Consider the following 19,164-nt stretch of genomic DNA (forward strand, 5'->3'; position numbering starts at 1 on the left):
CTCGGCTGGCTGCGAGGGTAGCCTTGCACAACTTCTGTATCTGGCTCAACGACCAACTCGGCCGTCCTCGGCTGAAGTTCGCGGATTTGATGGGATGGTGAACTCACGATTCACACCAAACGTTTAACTATCCGAGTTGGAGGTGGCGGCGCGTTGCAGAGTCTTGATCCTGCGGGCGCTTAATAGAGCGTCTACTGCCGAGTAGATCCACGTGGCCGCAATTACCGTTAAGATTTCCGTTTCTAGCCAGGGCCAGAGCCCTATCGTTGGCAAAACCACGATAGGGAGCACCGCGAGCACTGTTCCCTTGATGAACTGCCGGTTGTAGATCTGGCCTGCACCGAAGAATACCAGCAGTGATAGCGCCGTGGCCGAAGGTGCATCCACCTCCACGTCCGGGGTGCTGCGTCTCCTCTCCGCGTGCGAGCTGCGTGCCAGCTCCCAGAGTGTCCGGAGCCAGGTGACCACCAGGGCCGGTACACCGCCTTCCTTTAGCGACTCCTCGCAGAGTTCCCCGAAGTAGCGGACCATCTCCTCGGCGTACTCTTCCCGGAAATCCTCCGGGTAGGCCACGAGCAGCTTGCGGTAGAGCCGGGCTGAGCCCCGTGCGGTCTTCTGATGTCTTTGTGAGAGATGGTCGTCCGGGTAGCTCATGTACTATCCCTCCTCCGGGGTGGGAGCGGTGTTGGGCAGCAGTCCGCGGCTCCGCGCCGTGCTCACGAGGCTCTCTAGCCTCTGCGCCTCCATCGAGGCTGCCTGCCTGCCCGTCCCCGTGATCCGGTAGTAACGGCGGCGCTCTTCGTGCCCGCTCCCCTCGGATCTCCCATCTTCTTGCTCCTCGGCCTCTACGATTAGCCCCTGTGAGATCATGCGCTTTATCGCCCCGTAAAGGGTGCCCGGCCCAAGTTTTACGCCGCCGCCGGTACGACTCTCCACCTCCCTGGCTATCCCGTACCCGTGCCGCTCCTCACCGTCGGACAAGGCGAGCAGGATGTCGAATACGGCCGGCGAGAGAGATGGGGACTCCTGTGGACCGTGTCGGGGGTCGCGCTCCCGGCTCATCTGCTATATGTCCCTACTCGATACATCGTTGCACGATATACTAATAGAGATTGGCCGGGCCTGCAATGGCGCGGTCGTGGGCGGTGTAGGTGGGTGTGAGCCGGCGTTTACCTGCCTAGCTGTGCGGGTATCCGTGTGGAGCGAGCGTTTAGAGGAGCAGATTTTGAGATACACCCAGTTTGGCGAGACGGACCTCGAGGTCTCGAAGATAGCCTTCGGCACCTGGCAGTTCGGCGGTGAGTGGGGCTCGACCGACGAGCAGGAGCTAGAAGGTGCGATCCGCAAGGCGCTCAACCTCGGCATAAACTTCTTCGACACCGCACAGGGGTACGGCTTCGGGGCGGCCGAGCAGGTGCTCGGCAAGGCCCTCGGCCCGGAGCTGAAAGAACGCCGCGAGAGCGTGGCGCTCGCCACCAAAGGCGGGCTCAGGATGGACGAGAGTGAAGGGCTCGTGCGCGACTCCAGCCCGCAGTGGCTCCGGCAGGGCGTGGAGGACAGCCTGCGGTACCTCGGCACGGATTACATAGATCTGTATCAGATCCACTGGCCCGACCCGGATACCCCGTTCTCCGAGACGGCCGGGGCGCTGGAGGAGATGGTCACGGAGGGCAAGATCCGGTACGTCGGCGCTTCCAACTTCGACGCGGAGCAGATGTCCGAGTTCGAGAGGACGCGCAAGCTCGACGGCCTGCAGCCGCCGTATCACCTCTTCCGGCGCGAGATAGAGCGCGACATCCTGCCCTACTGCGAGCGGAATGGGGTCGGTGTGCTCGTGTATGGACCGCTGGCGCACGGCCTGCTCTCCGGCAAGATGAGCCAGGATACTCAGCTAGACGAGGACGACTGGCGCGCGGGCAGCCCGCTCTTTCAGGGCGAGAACTTCCGGCGTAACCTGGAGAAAGTGGACGAGCTCAAGCAGTTCGCCGCAGAGCGCGGCCTGACCGTCGCCCAGGTCGCCGTGGCCTGGACTCTGGCGAACCCCGCCGTGGACGTCGCTATAGTCGGCGGCAGGAGGCCGGATCACATCGAGGGCACGGCGCCCGCCGGGGAAGTAGAGCTCTCCGACGAGAACCTGAGCCGTATAGACGAGATCATGCAGGACGCCGTCTCGGTCGGCGGACCGTCGCCCGAGGGCGGTGTGGAGGCCGGGGAGATCTAGGGACCTACCCGGCCTCTGCGCCGCTCTTTCCGGGGTGGGAGGCTCCACGGGTCCTGCGCCTCAAGGAGCCCGCTAGCCCCGAGGCGGCGACGCTGAAACCCAGCCACATCCAACCCGCCCCAAAGACGGCCCACAGCCCGGACCCTATCGTACCGAGCTCCCACACGAACGCCACGAGCCCGCATAGCGCCGCCGCCACGAAAGGCAGCGCCCCCCAGGCGGGGAGCGAGCCCCGCAACATCCCGGCAAGCCCCGTGACGAGCGAGCCGCCCGCGAGCACCACGAGCCCGGCACGGAACGTATAGTAGGCCGGGGCCAGCACCGTATAGGCCTCGTCCAGTCCCAGCCAGAACTGACCCACGACGCCCGCGACCACCATCAAGAGCCCGAGCAGCGTTACGCCCGCACCGGCCCGGGAAGGCCAGCCGGAGCCGAGCGCCCCGATCCATAGCAGGCCGACTACCCCCAGCGCCAGCGCGAGCGGCGCGGCGGGGAACAGCTTCCAGAACAGGTCGCTGCCTTCCTGCAGCCGGGACTCGGCGAGCACGACCCCGAGGGGAGAGACCGCCCACAGCGCGCCCCCTGGCAGGCAGGAGAGCGCCGCCAGCCACGAGACACCCTTTACCACTCTCGAAGCGAGACTCCCCATAGACGCGAACCTTTCCGGTGTGGCCCAGTACGCTTAGTAAGCCTAGTACAGTGGTGGCGGCTCGCCACCGGCGTCGGCGACGATGTAGTCCTCGTACATGCGGCGCACGATATCCCGGTTACCCGTGGAGACGTCGTCGTGCATCTCAGGGTCCTCTCGCAGATCGTAGAGCTTCGCCTCGGAGCCGTCGTTGAGGCAGAACATGGCGTAGTTTTCGTCCCGGCACCAGGAGTAGTTGTGGTAGCCGAGGCTGAAGTGCGGGCGCTCCATCTCTGGAGGGCCGCCTTCGAGTATCGGGGTGAGGTCCTGGCCGTTCATCTGCCCGGGCCGCTCGATACCTAGGGCGGAGAGCACCGTGGGGGCGACGTCGTGGGTGGAGGCGTAGAAGCTGCTGGTCCGGCCGGCGCCCTTGCCTTCCGGGTGCCGCACGTAGTAGACGATGTCCGTGATCTCGGGCCACAGCGCCTCGGGCACCTTGCTGACGTAGCCGTGCTCTCCGACGCCGACGCCGTGGTCGGAGAGCACGATCATCAACGTGTCCCGCATGAGCCCGAGGTCTTCCATCCGGTCCACGAGCTTGCCGAACCACTCGTCGGTCATCGTTACCTCCCCGGAGTAGAGGGCGCGCATCCTCTCCAGCTCCCGCTCGCTCAGATAATCGCTCCTGCCGGGCTCGGGGAATATCGGCTCGTAGCCCTCGATGGGCTCGCCGTACATGTTCGAGTACCGGGCGGGCGTATCCCAAGGTTCGTGCGGGTCGAAGTTGTCTATCATCAAATAGAAGGGCCGATCGCTATCCTTGGCCGTCTCCAGATAGTCCATGGCGCGCGAGAACACCCTCGGGGCGAAGTAGCCGTCCTCGTCGCGGTCCTCGGGGATATTTGCGAGGTACTGCCGGATGCTGTCCCGGGTGCCGGCGGCGTTGCCCGGCACGGCGTGGTTCTCGACCCGCCTCTCGGGGACTAGCGGCACCTTGTAGGCGTCGACGGCCTGACCGCGGACCTGCTCGAACACGTCGAAGCCCTGCTGGAAGTTATAGGAGGGCTTGAACTGGTGGAAGGTGTCGGTGATCAGGGCGGTCTCGTAGCCGTTCTCGGACAGTACGTCCGCGAGGGTGGTCTGATCCTCCGGGATCTTGCGCCATCCCGCCGGGCTGAAGGGCTCGCCCGGCGGCGGGGTCCAGCCTCTGAAAGGCCAGGTGCGCCTCCCGGTGTGGATCGCCCGCCGGGCGCAGATGGTCGGGATGGACTCGGGATAAGGCCGGGTAAATCGCAGGGAGTCTTCTGCCAGGGCGTCGAGGCTCGGGGTCTTTATCCACTCGTTGCCGTAGGCCCCGACGTGGTCCCGGCGCAGGCTATCCAGTATCACCACCACGACGTTCATTCTGGCTCCTCTGGTAGAGCGGCAACATTATAGGTCGGGAACGCCGGGCCGGCGAGTCCATGCAGTGTCTCGGTGGTTGCGGGGTGCCTCAAAAATCTCAATAGATCTCACTAGACTCGTACAGTGGTGGCGGCTCGCCGCCGGCGTCGGCGACGATGTAGTCCTCGTACATGCGGCGCACGATATCCTGGTTACCCGAGGAAATGTCGTCGTGCATCTCAGGGTCCTCCCGCAGGTCGTAGAGGCGGGCTTCGGAGCCGTCGTTGCGGACGGCGAGCGCGTGATCCTCGTCTTCCGCCCAGGAGTAGTTGCCGAAGCCGAGGGTGGTGCGGGAGCGGGGATGTTCCGGCTCGCCACCGGAGAGGATCACGCCGAGATCCTGCCCTTCCGTCTCCTGCTCGCCGCCGGCGACGCCGAGTATGGTCGGCGCGAGGTCCTGCAGGGAGGCCCGATAGCCGCTGGTCTGGCCCGCGCCCCGGCCCGAGGGGTGGCGGATGTACAGGACGTTTCCGGTAAGCTCCGGCCACAGGGCCTCTGGGACCTTGCCGGTGTAGCCGTGCTCGCCGAGGGCGACGCCGTGGTCCGAGAAGGCTATTAGCAGCGTCTCGTCCAGCAGGCTCAGCTCGTCCAGCTTGTTCACGAGCTCCCCGAGCCAGCGGTCGGTCATCGTCACCTCGCCGGCGTAGAGCTCGCGCATCCGGCGCAGCTCGGCCTCTTCCAGGTAGCCGCTCTCGCCGTAGTTCGGCACCGCCGGCTCCCGGCGGCCTATCGGATCCCCGTACATGCTTCTGTAGAGCTCCGGCGGGTCCCAGGGCTCGTGCGGGTCGAAGGAGTCCACCATGAGAAAGAACGGCCCCTCGACCTTGCTAACCTGCTCCAGGTACTCCATCGAGCGCCGGAATACAGTGGGGGTGAAGTGGTCTTCCTCGTCCGCGCGGGTCGCCTTGTTCGCCGTGTTCGACCTGCTTGCCCTGTTCGCCAGATGCTGGCGCGCCTTGCTCCTGGCGGCCTCGTCGTTGCCGGGGACGGTGAGGCGGTCCACCTCGCTCTCGGAGACGCTCGTGGTGGAGGCGAGGCGGTCGAGCTCCTGGCCCCGGATGAAGTCGAAGGCGGAGAAGCCCCGGTGGAAGTTCATCGAAGGCTCGAACTGCGGGTAGGTGTCGGTTACGAGGGCGGCGGTGTACTCGTTGGCGGTAAGCGTCTCGGTGAAGCTGCTCTGATCTTCTGGTATCCAGTACGAGCCCGCGGGGCGATTCCCGACCGCTGAGGGCCGCCAGCCCCTGAAGGGCCAGGTGCGGGTGCCGGTGTAGATCGTACGTCGCCCGTCCAAGGTGGGTATGGACTCCGGGGAAGGCCGGGTAAATCGCAGGGAATCTTCTGCCAGGGCGTCGAGGCTCGGAGTCTTTATCCACTCGTTGCCGTAGGCCCCGACGTGATCCCGGCGCAGGTTGCCGAGGTTGACCACTACCACGTTCATGCGCGAGCCGCCCTTTGGCAGGTAGGTCGCGTAGGTGGAGCCCGCGACGGCCGCGGAGCCGAGAAAGGCCAGTCCCGCCGTGCCGCCGGCGGCGGTCTTTATAAAGTCCCTGCGGGTGACGGTGCTCATCTCCGGGGCTCGTATCCCTTTCCGGTCTGTTTTTCTGTTTCCTTCGGTTTTTCCTATTTCGCGGTGTCGTCGGGCCTCTGGTCCGGTGGATTCTAACCGGGGAACTGCGGCCCTCAAGGGATATAGCAGAGCCTCCGGCCTATTACCAGTTGTCCGGGAGGCTCACGGAAGATTTCCCGGGCGCGGATCGGATAAAATGTGGTGGGTGGCCGTTGACGGCCCGCCGGTAGACGCCGAGAGAGGAGATGCGAATGCGCGAGAGGCTTGAGCGTCTGATACTGCTCCAGATCGGGGCGGCCGCCGCCACCCGGGACCGGATAGACCAGGCGGTCTCCGAGCTCGTGGAGCAGGGCAGGATAGAGCGTGAGGAGGGCCGGGGCGTGGTCGAGGACGTGATGCGCCGCGCGCGCGAGCGTTCCAGCGGGGCCCGGGGTGTAGTGGAGACCTCGGTGCAGCAGGGCCTCCGGGGCGCGGGCGTGCCCAACCGCGACGACTACGACGACCTCGTCTTCCGCGTCGAGCAGCTGGAGCACCGGCTGCGGGTGCTGGAGACCGGGGGCGGGGCGGCGTCGGCTCCGGGGCGCTCGGATGCCCCCGGTAACGGCACGCCGGGCGGAGACCCTCCGGCCCCGGGCCTGTAGGGACTGTAAGATCCGCCTCCTGTAGCCCGGCTTGGAGACCCCCTCCAACGCCGCCGGAACACCGGAGCGGCTGTACGAGGAGCGCCCCGACCCGTCGGAGGTGGTCCGCCAGGGAAACGTGCGGCGGTTCTCCCAGATCAGCCGCGTCCTCGTGCGGCACGGCTTCGGCTTCGTGTTCGACGTGCGGCGCGGCCGCCGCCAGAGCCTCGGGGCGCAGGAGATCCTCGGGCCTAACTTCGGGGTGCGGCTGCGGCGCACGCTCGAAGACCTCGGCCCGACCTTCGTAAAGTTCGGTCAGCTACTCTCGAGCCGCTCGGACGTGCTGCCCGAGGGCGTGCTGATCGAGATGGAGCGTCTGCAGGACGCGACCTCGCCGGTCTCGGTGGAGGTGGTGCGGGGCGTGATCGAGCGCGAGCTCGGCGCGCCGGTGGAGGAGGTCTTCGAGGGCTTCGAGACCGTGGAGCTCGGCTCGGCGAGCATCGGGCAGGTCCACCGGGCGACGTTGCGGAGCGGGGGTGAGGTTAGAGAGGTCGCCGTCAAGGTGCAGCGGCCCGAGGCCCGGAGCCGGGTGGAGTCGGACCTTGCGCTGATGCGGGATCTCGCCTCGTTTATCCACCACCGCTTCGGGGACCGGACCATAGTGGACGTGCGCGGCCTCGTGGCGGAGTTCGAGGTAGTGATCCGGCGCGAGCTCGACTACGAGGCCGAGGCCCGCAACGCCCGCCGTTTCGCCGCCAACTTCGCCGACACGCCGGTGGTGATCCCCGGCGTCTACACCGGGTACTCCACGGGCCGGGTACTCACGATGGAGTACGTCGCGGGCACCCGGTTTCACGACATAACCCCGCTATCGCTGCCGCCCGCCGAACGGCGCCGCGTCGCCGGGATGGGGGCGGATGCTATCTTCAAGATGGCCTTCGAGGACGGTTTCTTTCACGGTGACCCGCACGCGGGGAACCTGATCCTGACCCCCGGAGGCAACTTGGCTCTCCTGGACTTCGGGATGGTGGACTACATGAGCCGCGGCGACATAGACGCCCTGGGCCGGCTCTTCGTCTCCGTCATGCAGCAGGATGCGGAGGCGACCCTGCGCGGCCTCGAAGAGCTCGGCATCCGCTACTCGGCCCACGTCCGGTCCGCGCTCGTCCAGGATCTGCGGGAGTTTCTCTACAAGTACGCCGGTCTCTCCGTCGGGGAGGTGACCATAAGCCAGGCCCTGGGCGAACTGATCTCGCTCGCCCGCCGCAACCGGGTCTCCATGCCGCCGGTCTTCTCGCTAATGACCCGGGCCCTGGCGACGGCGGAGGGTCTGGCCCGCTCCATAGACCCCTCCCTGAACGTGTACGAGGTCGCCCGGCCCTACGCGCGCCGGCTGTTGCGGAGCCGCTACTCCCCCGAAGCCATCCACGACCGGAGCCGGGAGCGCGCCCTGGAGTACGCCCGCTACGCCGAGGACTATCCGCGTCAGATCCGGCAGGTCCTCGCCGAGCTCTCTGACGGCGAGATGCAGGTTCGCCTCAAGCACGGCGGCCTGGACGAGCTTACCGGGGAGGTGGACGTGCTCGCCAACCGGCTCGTGTTCGCGCTCATAACCGGGGCCCTGCTCGTCGGCTCCTCCATGCTCGGGGCGTTCGACCGCGGCGGCCCGCAGGTGCCGGTTCTCGGCGTGCCGCTCGTGGCCTTCGCCGGCTTCTCCATCGCCCTCGTGCTCGGGGGGATACTCCTTTTGCTCATCCTGCGTGACCGGAGGATATAGCCCGTGCACAGCTCTCGTACAGCTCGTGAGTTACCGGGAGGAACCGGAGGGCACGCAGGGCAGCCGGAACTTGCCCGAGCGATGCTAGAATCAAGTCGTGGAGACGACCAACAAACATGATGTGATCCAGGAACAGCTGGAGGCGGTTGACGGCAAGGCGCGTCCCGGCAAGGACGCAGGCTCCGAGGTCACCATCTCCTCGCTTATAGAGAAAGTGGCCTCCTACAGCCCGGAGCCAGAAGAGGAGATGATCGCCCGCGCCTACCGCGTGGCGCACTCCTCGCACCGGGGGCAGCACCGCAAGAGCGGCGAGTCCTTCGTCCATCATCCCCTCTGCGCCGCCGACCTGCTCGCCGACCTGCGCCTGGACCCCGTGACCATCTCGGCTGCCCTCTTGCACGACGTGCTCGAGGACACCGAGGTCACCAAGGAAGAGCTCGAACGGGATTTCGGCACCGAGGTCGCGGACATGGTCGACGGCGTTACCAAGCTAAAGCGGCTGCCGTCGGGAAATCTCGAAGAGGCGCAGGCCGAGAGCCTGCGGAAGATGATCGTGGCGATGAGCAAGGACGTGCGCGTCATTATCATCAAGCTCGCCGACCGGCTGCACAACATGCGCACCCTGGACTACTTAAAGCGCGAGACCCAGCTAAAGAAGGCGACGGAGACGCTGGAGATCTACGCTCCGCTCGCCCACCGTATGGGCATCTACTCCTTGAAGTGGGAGCTAGAGGACCTCTCCTTCGCGACCCTCCACCCCCGGCGCTACGAGGAGATAAAGCGGCTCGTCGCCGCCCGCCGGGGCGATAGGGAGTCCTTCATAACCGGCGTGGCCGAGGAGCTTCAGGAGCACCTCGGGGAGGCCGGGGTCGAGGCCGAGGTGCACGGGCGGGTCAAGCACTTCTACTCCATCTACAACAAGATGGTCCGCCGCAACAAGGAGTTCAACGAGATCTACGACCTCGCCGGCCTCAGGGTCGTGGTGGACTCCGTGCGCGACTGCTACGGGGCGCTGGGCGCTATCCACTCGACCTGGAAGCCCATACCCGGGCGGTTCAAGGACTACATCGCGATGCCCAAGTTCAACATGTACCAGTCGCTGCACACGACGGTAATGTCCAACGAGGGCAAGCTCCTGGAGATCCAGGTCCGAACCCGCGAGATGGACGTGACCGCCGAGTACGGCATCGCCGCGCACTGGATGTACAAGCACGGCGGCGACGGCGAGGTCGACCGCCTGAAGTGGCTCAAGAGCATGCTCGAGTGGCAGAAGGAGACCACCGACTCCTCGGAGTTCATGGAGTCCCTGAAGGGCGAGCTGATAGCAGACGAGGTCTTCGTCTTTACCCCCAAGGGCGACGTGCAGAGCCTGCCCTCCGGGGCGACACCCCTGGACTTCGCCTACCACGTCCACACCGAGATCGGGCACCACTGCGTCGGGGCCAAGGTGAACGGCCGCATCGTGCCGCTGGACTCCGAGCTAGTCTCGGGCGACCGGGTCGAGATCATAACCAGCAGGTCCTCGGCGGGGCCGAGCCGGGACTGGCTCACCGTCGTGCAGAGCGGGCGGGCGCGGAACAAGATCCGGCAGTTCTTCAACAAGGCCGACCGCGAGGACAACCTGGCCTCGGGCCGCGAGAAGGTACAGACCTACCTCAAGAAGCGTCACGCCCCCAAGGTCTCCCAGAGCGTGTGGAAGGAGGTTTCGGAGAGCGCCGGGTATCCTGGCCCTGACGACATGCTCGCCGCCGTGGGCGCGGGCGCGGCCTCCGCGGAGGGGGTGGCGAATCGGCTGCTCGACCGGGTGCAGCCGGATAAGGACGGGGGCGGCGAGGAACATTCGGAGAACGGCAAGCGGCCCGGCTCCGCGCGGGGCGGCGAGAGCCCGGCCAAGACGCCGCTGCCGCTCCGGGACGGCGTGGACGGGGGAGACGGTACCGGCGAGGAGACCGGCGTGCGGGTGGTGGGGTCGAGCGGCGTCCTCACCCGGCTGGCCCGCTGCTGCAGCCCGATGCCCGGCGACGACATAGTGGGCTACGTCTCGCTCGGTCGCGGGGTGGTGGTGCACGCCGCGGGCTGCGCCAACGCCCGGGCGCTGGGCCATCGCGACCCCGAAAGATTCGTCGAGGTCGAGTGGGCCTCGGGGAGCGGCAGGCTGTTTACCGTGGAGCTTCTGGTCGAGGCGCTGGACCGGATGCACCTTCTCAAGGACGTGACGTCCACCATCTCCGACGCGAACGTGAGCATAATGTCGGCGAGGGTGGATACCATCGAGGATCGCACGGCCTTGAGCCGGTTCGCGTTCAAGGCGGCGAGCCTGACGCACGTGGACGAGATACTCCGCAAGGTACGCGACATCCCGGACGTCTACGACGCGTACCGCGTCTCCCGAGACGGCACCCCGCTGGAGAATTAGCCAGAGAACTTTAGAGAGCGGGAGCCCGGGGCGGCTCTCGCTGCACCGAGCGTCGGGTATATCGAGTATTCAGGTCACTAAAACAGGAGGGACCAGATGTCGGAGATACAGCAGGTTGCCCTGGACATGGGCGGGTTCGGCGTGAACGCTTACGTCATACACGCGCCCGAGGGCGACATAATAGTGGACGCCGGGGCCGAACCGGAGAGGATCCTGTCCGCCGTCCGCCAGCCCGTCGCCGCGATCCTCATTACCCACGGGCACGCGGACCACGTCGCCGCGCTCGACGACGTACGCCGCGAGACCCCGGCCCCGGTCTACGCCCACCCCGACATAGACGCGGAGATCGGCGTGTACGAGCCGCTTTCCGACGATCAGGAGCTAAAGATAGCCGGGCAGACGTTGCGGGTGATCCACACCCCAGGCCACGAGCCGGGCTCGGTGACGTTCGTGGTGGAGAACGAGAGCCGGGACCAGCTCGTGGGCGACCTAGTGCTGCCGGGCAGCGTCGGCCGCACGGACCTTCCGGGCACCTCCTGGTCAGACATCTCGGACTCCGTACGCCGGGTGATGCCGCTGTGGACCGAAAGCACCCGCCTGTACTGCGGCCACGGCGACGTGCTCGTGGCCCACGACGAGCTAGAGACCAACCCGTACCTGCCGCTCGGGATAGTTCAGGGGTAGTGTAGTGGCCGATTTTCAAAGCTCTCAGAGTTCTCAGAGTTACCGGGCCCCGAAGGGCACCTACGACGTGGTCCCCGGCGCTGCGGACCGCGACCCGCACCTGCGGCCGGAGATGTGGGCCTGGGTCGAGTCCATCGCCCGCGACACCTTCCGGCGCTACAACTACACCGAGGTCCGCATGCCGCTCTTTGAGGAGACGCGCCTCTTCGTGCGCGGCGTGGGGGAATCGTCGGACATAGTGAGCAAAGAGATGTTTACCTTCACCGACCGCGCCGGGCGGGAGCTATCCCTGCGGCCCGAGGGCACCGCCGGCGTCGTCCGTTCCTACGTCGAGCACTCGCTGGACAAGCTCGCCCAGCCTCTCAAGCTGTGGTACGTGGGACCGATGTTTCGCTACGAACGTCAGCAGAAGGGACGCTACCGCCAGCACGTCCAGCTCGGCGCGGAGGCGCTCGGCTCGGATGACCCGCTGATGGACGTCGAGGTAATGGCGCTCTTGTACGACATCCACCAGGCGGCCGGCGTGCTGGAAGAGGTCATACACGTGAACAACCTCGGGGATCTCGCCACGCGCCAGAGCTACGTTCCGGAGCTCAAGGCGTACCTCGACAAGCACCGTTCCGACCTGGACCCGGACTCCGTGGCCCGGCTGGATACCAACCCCCTGCGTACCTTCGACTCCAAGGATCCGGGCACCCAGGCGCTGCTCGCGGAGGCGCCGTCCATAGAAGACTTCCTCACGAAAGATGCCTCGGCGCACTTCGCCGCGGTCCGGCAGGGGCTGGACGCCCTCGGCATCCCGTACCGGGTGGACGACCGGCTGGTGCGCGGCTTCGACTACTACACCCTGACCGTCTTCGAGGCCAAGAGCCCGGTGCTCGGCTCCCAGGACGCCGTCGGCGGCGGCGGCCGCTACAACGGACTCGTGGAGGAGATCGGAGGTCCCGACACGCCCGGTATCGGTTTCGGCAGCGGGGTCGAGCGGGTGCTGATGGCCGCCGGAGGGCCCTCGGACGTACCGGGCGTGGACGTGTACTTCGCCGCTCTCTCCGAAGACGCCCGGATGCCCGCGCTCTCGCTCGCCGGCGCCCTGCGCCGGGAAGGGGTGGCCTGCGAGCTGGACTACGCCGGACGCAGCGCCAAGGGCCAGCTAAAGCAGGCCGACCGCTCCGGAGCCTCGTGGACGGTGGTTATGGGAGAAGAGGAGTTAGCCTCCGGTGTCGCAAAGTTGCGAGATATGAGTACGGGAGAGGAAGGCAAAATTTTCATCTCCGGCGGACACGAGGATATTCTGCGGGCGGTGTCCGGCTAGCCGTGGCCGCAGAGGTGCCGCAGGTTCTCATCGAGGCGCTGCGCGAGGCGCGGTCCGTGGCGGTCTTGACCGGGGCCGGAATATCCGCGGAGAGCGGGGTCCCTACCTTCCGCGACGCCCAGACCGGGCTCTGGGAGCACTACCGGCCAGAGGATCTCGCCACCCCCGAAGCCTTTGACCGAGACCCCGGGCTGGTGTGGCGCTGGTACGCCTGGAGACGAGAGCTGGTCGGCGGCGTGGAGCCGAACGCCGGGCACCGGGCGCTGGCGGAGCTCGAAAGCCTCGTGCCGCGTTTCACCCTGGCGACCCAGAACGTGGATGGCCTGCACCGCCGCGCCGGTAGCCACAACGTGCTTGAGTTGCACGGCGACATCTCGCGCACCATCTGCTCGCGGGAGCGTCTTACCAGAGACCCTGAAGGGCTTGAAGGAGAACCGCCCTCTTGCCCAGAGTGCGGAGCCTACCTGCGCCCGGACGTCGTGTGGTTCGGGGAGGCGCTACCGGTCGAGGCATTCGAGACCGCTCAGGAGGAAGCCCGCGAGAGCGACTTGTTTCTCTCAGTCGGGACCTCCAGCCTCGTGCAGCCCGCCGCATCCCTGCCGCAGGCCGCACTCTCGGGAGGAGCCACGGTCGTCGAGGTGAACCCGGAGCCCACGCCGCTCACGCCCCATGCAGACTACACGTTGCGGAGCCCGGCCGGCGAGGCGCTCTCCGCGCTGGTCGCGGCGTATAAGAACAGCGTATAACAGGGCGCGGTGCACTCTAGCCAGCGGGATCGTAAGGTTCTGCAAGCGCAGCCAAGCGCAGCCAAACGCAGCCGGTCCCGATTAGAAGTACGTCCGGTTATCCTCCAGACCAGTATCCGTCTCCGCACACCCTCAACGCCATCCGACGTGTCTTTCCCCGGGGTTTGATGGGCTGGATGCGTGCGGTTATACTAGCCCGAAAGTGCATAAAGATGTTGGCACTTACGAGTGTATGAAAAGCTAGATAAGCCCGGACTGACCGGGAGTACCGGCGGAGCCTATTGGTAGAAAGAAGGTAGCATAAGTGGCGGAGACCGAGTCTGATCCGGGCGGGATCTGGATCCACTCCGGGTATCCGGTTGTTAGCCTCGGGCTGACGGAGGTACTCAAGGGGGAGGCGGAGGTGCACCCCGGATACGGCCCTCCAGAGGGCTGGGATCCACACTCCATAATCTATTATTGTTGTGATGCCGAAGAACCGGCGGATGAAATTCGCAGCCTGCGTTCCAGGTATCCAGAGGCTTGCTTACTGGCCTTTGGCATGCACGCACAGCTTCCATTAGCCAGAGCCGCGCTCGGTGCCGGGGCTCACGGATTCATTCACGCCGGTATGCAGCCAAACGAGATAGTCCGGGCCCTCAACGTCGCCCGTAAAGGAGAGGTCGTGGTGCCGCGAGAACTGCTCAAGGGGTTGGTCGAGGAGAAAGCCCCCGTGGATCTCGCAATACTCACCTCCAGGCAACTGGAGATCCTGAGGCTCGTCTCCGACGGGCTGACAAACTCCCAGATAGCCCAACACCTTTATCTGTCGGAGTTCACGATAAAGCAGCATCTGCGTTCAGCGTTCAAGACCCTCGGGGTCCGCAATCGTACCGAAGCGGCGATACTCTTCCGCAGCAACCCGCTCTAGAAAAGACACCACGGGGATTTTTGGCCAACATGTCGTGCCTCATGTCCAGGAGGTGACCGCCCGGCACTTTGGTGTTTGAAGAGCTTCTAGCACCAGGATGCACGTTAGGCTATCTTAAGTGCCTTTTTGAGCCCCCTAGCGCCTTTCCAGATTACACCGCTCTACAACTCGGGTTAAATCTCAGCGTTAAGATCCTCCCGCCCGCCCCGGCACCGGCGGCCGGCTAGTTGGCGTGCATCGCGGCGTGCAGCGGCCAGCGTACGCTGCGGAAGCGTGACTCCGACTCTCGGGGCCAGATAGGGATACTGCTGGAGAGGCTATGCTAAGGAGAGCCGCCCTGCTAGATAGGAGAGACGGCTTGGCGGAAACGAGTCCGCGGGTAGGAAGAGGCTACATCTCCCTCCGATGGGAGCGGGCTTTGGGTGAGGGGACGTGGAACGGATGACGCCCAAAGGCCCAGAGACTCGACGGAGGCGGGCCGTGATGGCGGCTTTGTTCTTGGGCGGTGTCACGCTCGGATACGGGGCGGGCTCGGTCCACCGGTTTCTCGGTGCGAGGAGCCTGCATTACACGGCGCAACCAAGGGGCGACGAACCTTTCGCCAGTCTCGCCCTGAGCAAGCCAGGCACGATGTTCGTACTGGATGGCGGTCTCACCGTACGCCATGCCCTGCCCGCCGTGCAGGAGGTTCTGGGACACAGCCCCGGGCAGATGACCGGTCGCAAGCTTACTGATTACCTGCATCCGGCAGACATTGGTCGCTTTACGAGCGAGAGAGGAAAGATGACGGCGGAGGTGGTGGACTTTAGAATGCGCCACGCCGACGGTTCCTGGTGCGGATTGCAGGCTACCAGGGTCGTTCCCAGAGACGAGCCGGCCGGTGACGGAGGAACGTACCGCGTGCGCTTGCCAGAAGACCCCGGAGTACGGAATGCGCCGCCCCGTCCGGTGCTCTGGCGTGATCCACAGGATCCCGGAGATATTCTGGACGGCCGGGAGATTTTCGTGGACCGCATCGAGAGCGTCCTCGCCCACGATGACCGGCATGCCCGGCACCTCGAGAGCACGACCCTGATACTCCTCGGGATAGATACCTTTGAGGCGGTCGACGACGCTTTGGGGCTCGCCGTAGGCGACCAGATGCTTTACGTGGCCGGTATGCGGCTGCGGTCTTGTCTCAGGCCGGAAGATACCCTGGCCCGGGTCGGGCGCGGTGAGTTCGGGGTGCTCCCCGGTAAGGGTTTTGAGGTGGGTAGCGCAATCCGCCTCGCGGAGAGAATCTCGGAGAGCCTGAAAGAGCCTATACTGCTCGGCGGACGAATGCTCCACATCACGGCCAGCGTAGGGATAGTTTCCAGCGAGGCGACGGGTCTGGGATCCGGCGAAGACTTTATGGCTGCCGCAGCCTCCGCCGTACGGGGAGCCCGCGAAAACGGCGCCGGCTACGAGATATTCGGCGGGTACGCCTCCGAAGCGGATCTCGAACGTCTCAAGCTGGAAGGCGACCTGTGGCGGGCGGCCGAGCGCGGCCAGCTTGCACTCAGCTATCAGCCGCAGGTGGACCTGGAGAGCGGGGAAGTCGTCGGGGTAGAGGCACTGTTGCGCTGGGAGTATCCCCGGCGCGGTACCGTAACCCCGGAGGAGTTCATAGATCTGGTGGAGGACACGGGTCTGATCGTACCAATCGGGACCTGGGCCCTGAGAGAGGCTTGCCGGAGCGCGGTACGCTGGAGGCAGAATACCGTGTTCGGCAGGGCGCTTATCAGCGTCAACCTGTCTGCCAGGCAATTTCAGCAACCCGGTCTGGCCGAGGAAGTATCGTCTATCATGGAAGAGACGGGGATAGAGCCCGAGAGGCTCGTGCTCGAAATCACCGAGAGCCTGCTGCTCGACGACACGCCATACATCGCGGAGAGCCTGCAGAAGATCAAGGGCCTCGGTGTGAGGCTGGCGCTCGACGATTTTGGCACCGGCTACTCCTCGCTCTCTTACCTGCAGAGAATCCCCGTGGACTACCTCAAGATAGATCAGTCTTTCGTCTCCGGGCTAGAAGATGGGGGAGAAGACGCCCCGGTATTCCTGTCTGCTATCGTGGAGGTAGCCAGGACCCTTGGTATAAAAACCATAGCCGAAGGCCTGGAGACAGAGGCTCAGGTCGAACGGCTCCGGGAGCTACGCTGCGACATGGGCCAGGGATACTATTTCGCAAGGCCCATGCCGGAGGAGGAGGCGTACGGGCTCGTAGGGAGTTCGCTCCACGACCAGGGCCCCGAAATATCCCCCGAGGACTGGAGAACAGAGTGAACGCTGTAGCGGTCCGCGAGTTCTTGCGGGTCACCGGGGCGCAGGCCAGAGGCGCAACTTGACGGAAGAGCCGGGAACTATCCTGTTTGTCTGTACGGCCAATATCTGCCGGAGTCCGATGGCCGAGACCATATTCGACGTTCTCGCCGGAGAGCGCGAGCTGCCCTACCGCGCCGAGAGCGCAGGTGTCTCGAACTTTGGCGGTGCACCGATGTCTTCCAACGCCCGCGAGGTGCTCCAGGAAGCCGGTATCCCTGCGAGCGACCATCATTCCAGAGAGGTTACCGAGGAGATGGTGCGGAAGTCCCGCCTGGTGCTCGTGATGGGCCCCCGTCACGCCACGGAGCTCTCGCGCAGGTTCGGGGACACGGAGAAGGTCCGACTCTTGCAGGAGTACGCCTCCGGAATAAGGGATGGCCGGGAGCTGCCTGACCCCTACGGCCAGAGTATCCTCACCTACCGGGCATCTATGCGCCAGATCTTCGAGTGTGTCGAAAGCGTCGTGGACAGGCTGGACCGGGAGCGCCCGTGAACAGGTAACCGGAGCCCAGCGGGGCTCAGGATGAGGTCAAACGTCCGTACACCGCTCTCGCTCTCTCGGCCAGGGGCTTGACCTCCGGACCCTCTAGGGCTTCTCTTAGCTTCGCCTTTCTCTCCTCCTTTGCCCTAGAAGGCCGGGAGATGCGCTCTTCGGCGACCTTTTCGCGCTTGCGCCGGTGCGCCTCCTCTATGGTGGCGAAGACTTCCTCCACATTCGACTCGTCGTGCTGGAAAGGGAGAAATCCGGTCCCGTAACGCTCGTTTACCCGCTCTATAACGGCGCCGTAGTCTCCCGTGACCTGTTCAAAGGAGGCGAGCACGAAGCTATCGCGGTAGTCCTCGGCGGCCTCGTAGAATGATATGTAATGGAGAAAAGCCTTGGAGAGCGAGATCCGGGGTTCGCGTATTACGAGAGACAACGCCGCTTCGGTGGGTTCCCGGATCAGCACCACACACGGTATCCTCCAGCAGGCGGCCCGTATTACCTGGGCGGGTGCGTGGAGATGGTGGGCCGGGCGTACCTTTTCTCCGCCACTCTCCCTCTGGGCCTGTTCGAAGGCGTAAACGGCGAAGGTGTTGCCGGATCTTGGAAAGCCTTCTATCACGATCCTGGTCTGCCGGTCCACCAGCAGCTCTCGGTAGGCTGGACGCGCGCCGTAGAGGCTGAAGAACAACCGGGGATGCTCCCCTACATACCGCCGTAGGCCGTCGCTGACATCTATCACGCCGTCTCCTTGTAGGGTTTTGCTATATCCTGCCTCGTCAATCTTGCCAGGTCCATTCGCTCGTATGAATCGGGCTCGCCATGATCGAGGGTAGCCGAAACGCTCCATACTGGGAGCTATCATCCACTTTACAGTAGCATTCTGAGCTTTCGCCTATCGTGAGCAGAGTGTCACCTCTGAGGACTTGTGACTCTCTTGTGACGAAGACCTGGATCTGGATACTGTCTACACCGTCTACGTCTTGCTTCTTAAACCAGGTGGAGAGCGTTGTATCTTGCGAAGACCGATTGCCTAACGGTAGCCGTTCGGTCTCAGTAGCCCCATTCCTCGTCTGGGTAGTATAGGTCCGACACCGGGTGGGTCAACTCGTACACCCGCTCTACCTCTTTTTCGGAGAGGCTTCTTTGCCACTCCGAGATGTTCGCGACGCTGTTCCGCTTGAGCTGGTGAGCGGTACCCTCCGGGGCGCTGACCGGGTTGGCGCTGCGAGTGTAGCTTTTCACCTTACTCTCGACGGCGGCGGTCCACTCTAGCCCCAGCTTCTCGTACAGATCCTTGAGCTGGGGGATCGGATCTCTGGAGAGGTCCTCATGCTTTTTGAGGAGCCAGCCAGGGTTTTTCTCCAGATAGTGGGAGAGGACCCCATACAGGCAGAGCCAGATGATCCCCGCCTGCTCTACTACATCGTCCGGCGCGCTTGTGAGCTTTGACCTATACGGCTCCAGGAGGTCGCGCATAAGCATCTCCTGCCCCAGAAAGTGTTCGAAAGGATGGGTCCAACCCAGACGCTTGAGGCTTGCGGCGAACGCTGCCGGGTGGCGTATCAGTACGACTAACTCTAGCTCGAAGTTACTCGCGAGCCAGTTACTGGAAAGTGCCGCTATCGGGTCTTTGACGATCAGACGTCCGTGCCTTAGCGGGGGAAGCCAGTGCTGCGGTTGCCCTTTGAGAAACACCTTCCTGGCGCGGCGATCCAGGACCTTCTCGAAGGCTTTCAGAGCGGCCTGCTGCGGCAGGGCCGGGGCGTAGGTAAACCACTGCTCCGCCATCCCGTCGAGGGAGTAGGCCCAGGGCTCTATGTTGAAAGGCTCATGGGCAACGAGCGTATTGTCAGCGAGCGATAGCATGTTAGCCAGCCACGTGGAGCCCGAGCGATGAGAGCCGGTTACTAGTATTGGGCTTGACTCCTGCGCTAATGGCACGGCTGTCTCCTCGTTTTCTACGCCCCACTCCAGCGTCGCGAGTGTAACCGAAACCATATGGAGATACAG

17 protein-coding genes and 1 pseudogene are annotated in these 19,164 nt (G+C 64.8%); 11 read left to right on the forward strand and 7 right to left on the reverse strand.

The window, feature by feature from the left end:
- Nucleotides 1-101: pseudogene (locus ABD53_RS18090) on the forward strand (IS982 family transposase); the annotation flags it as partial.
- Nucleotides 102-123: 22 nt separating this feature from the next.
- On the opposite strand, the gene ABD53_RS11690 reads toward ABD53_RS18090, so the two are convergent.
- Both ABD53_RS11690 and ABD53_RS11695 read right to left on the reverse strand, forming a co-directional pair.
- A complete protein-coding gene (locus ABD53_RS11690) occupies nt 124-654 on the reverse strand; it encodes a hypothetical protein (protein WP_047865992.1) in 531 nt (176 codons plus the stop codon).
- Nucleotides 655-657: 3 nt separating this feature from the next.
- On the reverse strand, nt 658-1,062 hold the full coding sequence (locus ABD53_RS11695) for a PadR family transcriptional regulator (RefSeq protein WP_047865993.1): 405 nt from the start codon (nt 1,060-1,062) through the stop codon (nt 658-660).
- 163 nt (nt 1,063-1,225) lie between these two features.
- On the opposite strand from ABD53_RS11695, the gene ABD53_RS11700 reads away from it, so the two are divergent.
- Complete coding sequence (locus tag ABD53_RS11700) at nt 1,226-2,221, forward strand: aldo/keto reductase (protein WP_047865994.1); 996 nt, start codon at nt 1,226-1,228, stop codon at nt 2,219-2,221.
- A 4-nt stretch (nt 2,222-2,225) separates the two neighbouring features.
- Here the strand turns inward: ABD53_RS11700 and ABD53_RS11705 are convergent, their stop codons facing one another.
- From ABD53_RS11705 to ABD53_RS11715, 3 genes are all read right to left on the reverse strand, one after another.
- Nucleotides 2,226-2,849, reverse strand: a complete 624-nt coding sequence (locus ABD53_RS11705) for a hypothetical protein (RefSeq protein WP_047865995.1) — start codon at nt 2,847-2,849, stop codon at nt 2,226-2,228.
- Nucleotides 2,850-2,912: 63 nt separating this feature from the next.
- The gene (locus tag ABD53_RS11710; RefSeq protein WP_047865996.1) at nt 2,913-4,253 is read right to left on the reverse strand and encodes a sulfatase; all 1,341 of its coding nucleotides are present in this window, start codon (nt 4,251-4,253) and stop codon (nt 2,913-2,915) included.
- Between the two features lie 97 nt (nt 4,254-4,350).
- A complete protein-coding gene (locus ABD53_RS11715) occupies nt 4,351-5,859 on the reverse strand; it encodes a sulfatase (RefSeq protein WP_053058005.1) in 1,509 nt (502 codons plus the stop codon).
- A gap of 251 nt (nt 5,860-6,110) precedes the next feature.
- On the opposite strand from ABD53_RS11715, the gene ABD53_RS11720 reads away from it, so the two are divergent.
- The 9 genes from ABD53_RS11720 (at nt 6,111) to ABD53_RS11760 (ending at nt 17,160) form a co-directional block, all read left to right on the forward strand.
- The gene (locus ABD53_RS11720) at nt 6,111-6,500 is read left to right on the forward strand and encodes a phasin family protein (RefSeq protein WP_047865997.1); all 390 of its coding nucleotides are present in this window, start codon (nt 6,111-6,113) and stop codon (nt 6,498-6,500) included.
- 31 nt (nt 6,501-6,531) lie between these two features.
- Nucleotides 6,532-8,256 carry an ABC1 kinase family protein gene (locus tag ABD53_RS11725; protein ID WP_047865998.1) on the forward strand — a complete coding sequence of 575 codons (1,725 nt, stop codon included), beginning with the start codon at nt 6,532-6,534 and terminating at the stop codon, nt 8,254-8,256.
- A gap of 97 nt (nt 8,257-8,353) precedes the next feature.
- Complete coding sequence (locus ABD53_RS11730; RefSeq protein ID WP_084709584.1) at nt 8,354-10,672, forward strand: RelA/SpoT family protein; 2,319 nt, start codon at nt 8,354-8,356, stop codon at nt 10,670-10,672.
- Nucleotides 10,673-10,768: 96 nt separating this feature from the next.
- Nucleotides 10,769-11,356 (forward strand): MBL fold metallo-hydrolase, encoded by a 588-nt coding sequence (locus ABD53_RS11735; RefSeq protein ID WP_047865999.1) that lies wholly within the window; start codon nt 10,769-10,771, stop codon nt 11,354-11,356.
- 4 nt (nt 11,357-11,360) lie between these two features.
- Nucleotides 11,361-12,668, forward strand: coding sequence for a histidine--tRNA ligase (hisS, locus tag ABD53_RS11740; protein WP_047866000.1), 1,308 nt, complete (start codon nt 11,361-11,363; stop codon nt 12,666-12,668).
- A gap of 2 nt (nt 12,669-12,670) precedes the next feature.
- Nucleotides 12,671-13,414, forward strand: coding sequence for an SIR2 family NAD-dependent protein deacylase (locus tag ABD53_RS11745; RefSeq protein WP_047866001.1), 744 nt, complete (start codon nt 12,671-12,673; stop codon nt 13,412-13,414).
- A 304-nt stretch (nt 13,415-13,718) separates the two neighbouring features.
- Nucleotides 13,719-14,324, forward strand: a complete 606-nt coding sequence (locus tag ABD53_RS17015; protein ID WP_152670750.1) for a helix-turn-helix transcriptional regulator — start codon at nt 13,719-13,721, stop codon at nt 14,322-14,324.
- A gap of 483 nt (nt 14,325-14,807) precedes the next feature.
- Nucleotides 14,808-16,628, forward strand: coding sequence for a GGDEF domain-containing protein (locus ABD53_RS11755; protein WP_160309684.1), 1,821 nt, complete (start codon nt 14,808-14,810; stop codon nt 16,626-16,628).
- A 58-nt stretch (nt 16,629-16,686) separates the two neighbouring features.
- Nucleotides 16,687-17,160: an arsenate reductase/protein-tyrosine-phosphatase family protein gene (locus tag ABD53_RS11760; RefSeq protein ID WP_268778286.1), complete on the forward strand. Its 474-nt coding sequence runs from the start codon at nt 16,687-16,689 to the stop codon at nt 17,158-17,160.
- 25 nt (nt 17,161-17,185) lie between these two features.
- Here ABD53_RS11760 and ABD53_RS11765 read toward each other — a convergent pair whose 3' ends face one another.
- Together ABD53_RS11765 and ABD53_RS11770 are read right to left on the reverse strand one after the other, a co-directional pair.
- Nucleotides 17,186-17,893, reverse strand: a complete 708-nt coding sequence (locus tag ABD53_RS11765; RefSeq protein WP_152670751.1) for a hypothetical protein — start codon at nt 17,891-17,893, stop codon at nt 17,186-17,188.
- 311 nt (nt 17,894-18,204) lie between these two features.
- A complete protein-coding gene (locus ABD53_RS11770; RefSeq protein ID WP_160309685.1) occupies nt 18,205-19,095 on the reverse strand; it encodes a sulfotransferase family protein in 891 nt (296 codons plus the stop codon).
- Nucleotides 19,096-19,164: the final 69 nt, after the last annotated feature.

It is taken from the genome of Rubrobacter aplysinae, assembly GCF_001029505.1.
GTDB lineage: Bacteria > Actinomycetota > Rubrobacteria > Rubrobacterales > Rubrobacteraceae > Rubrobacter_A > Rubrobacter_A aplysinae.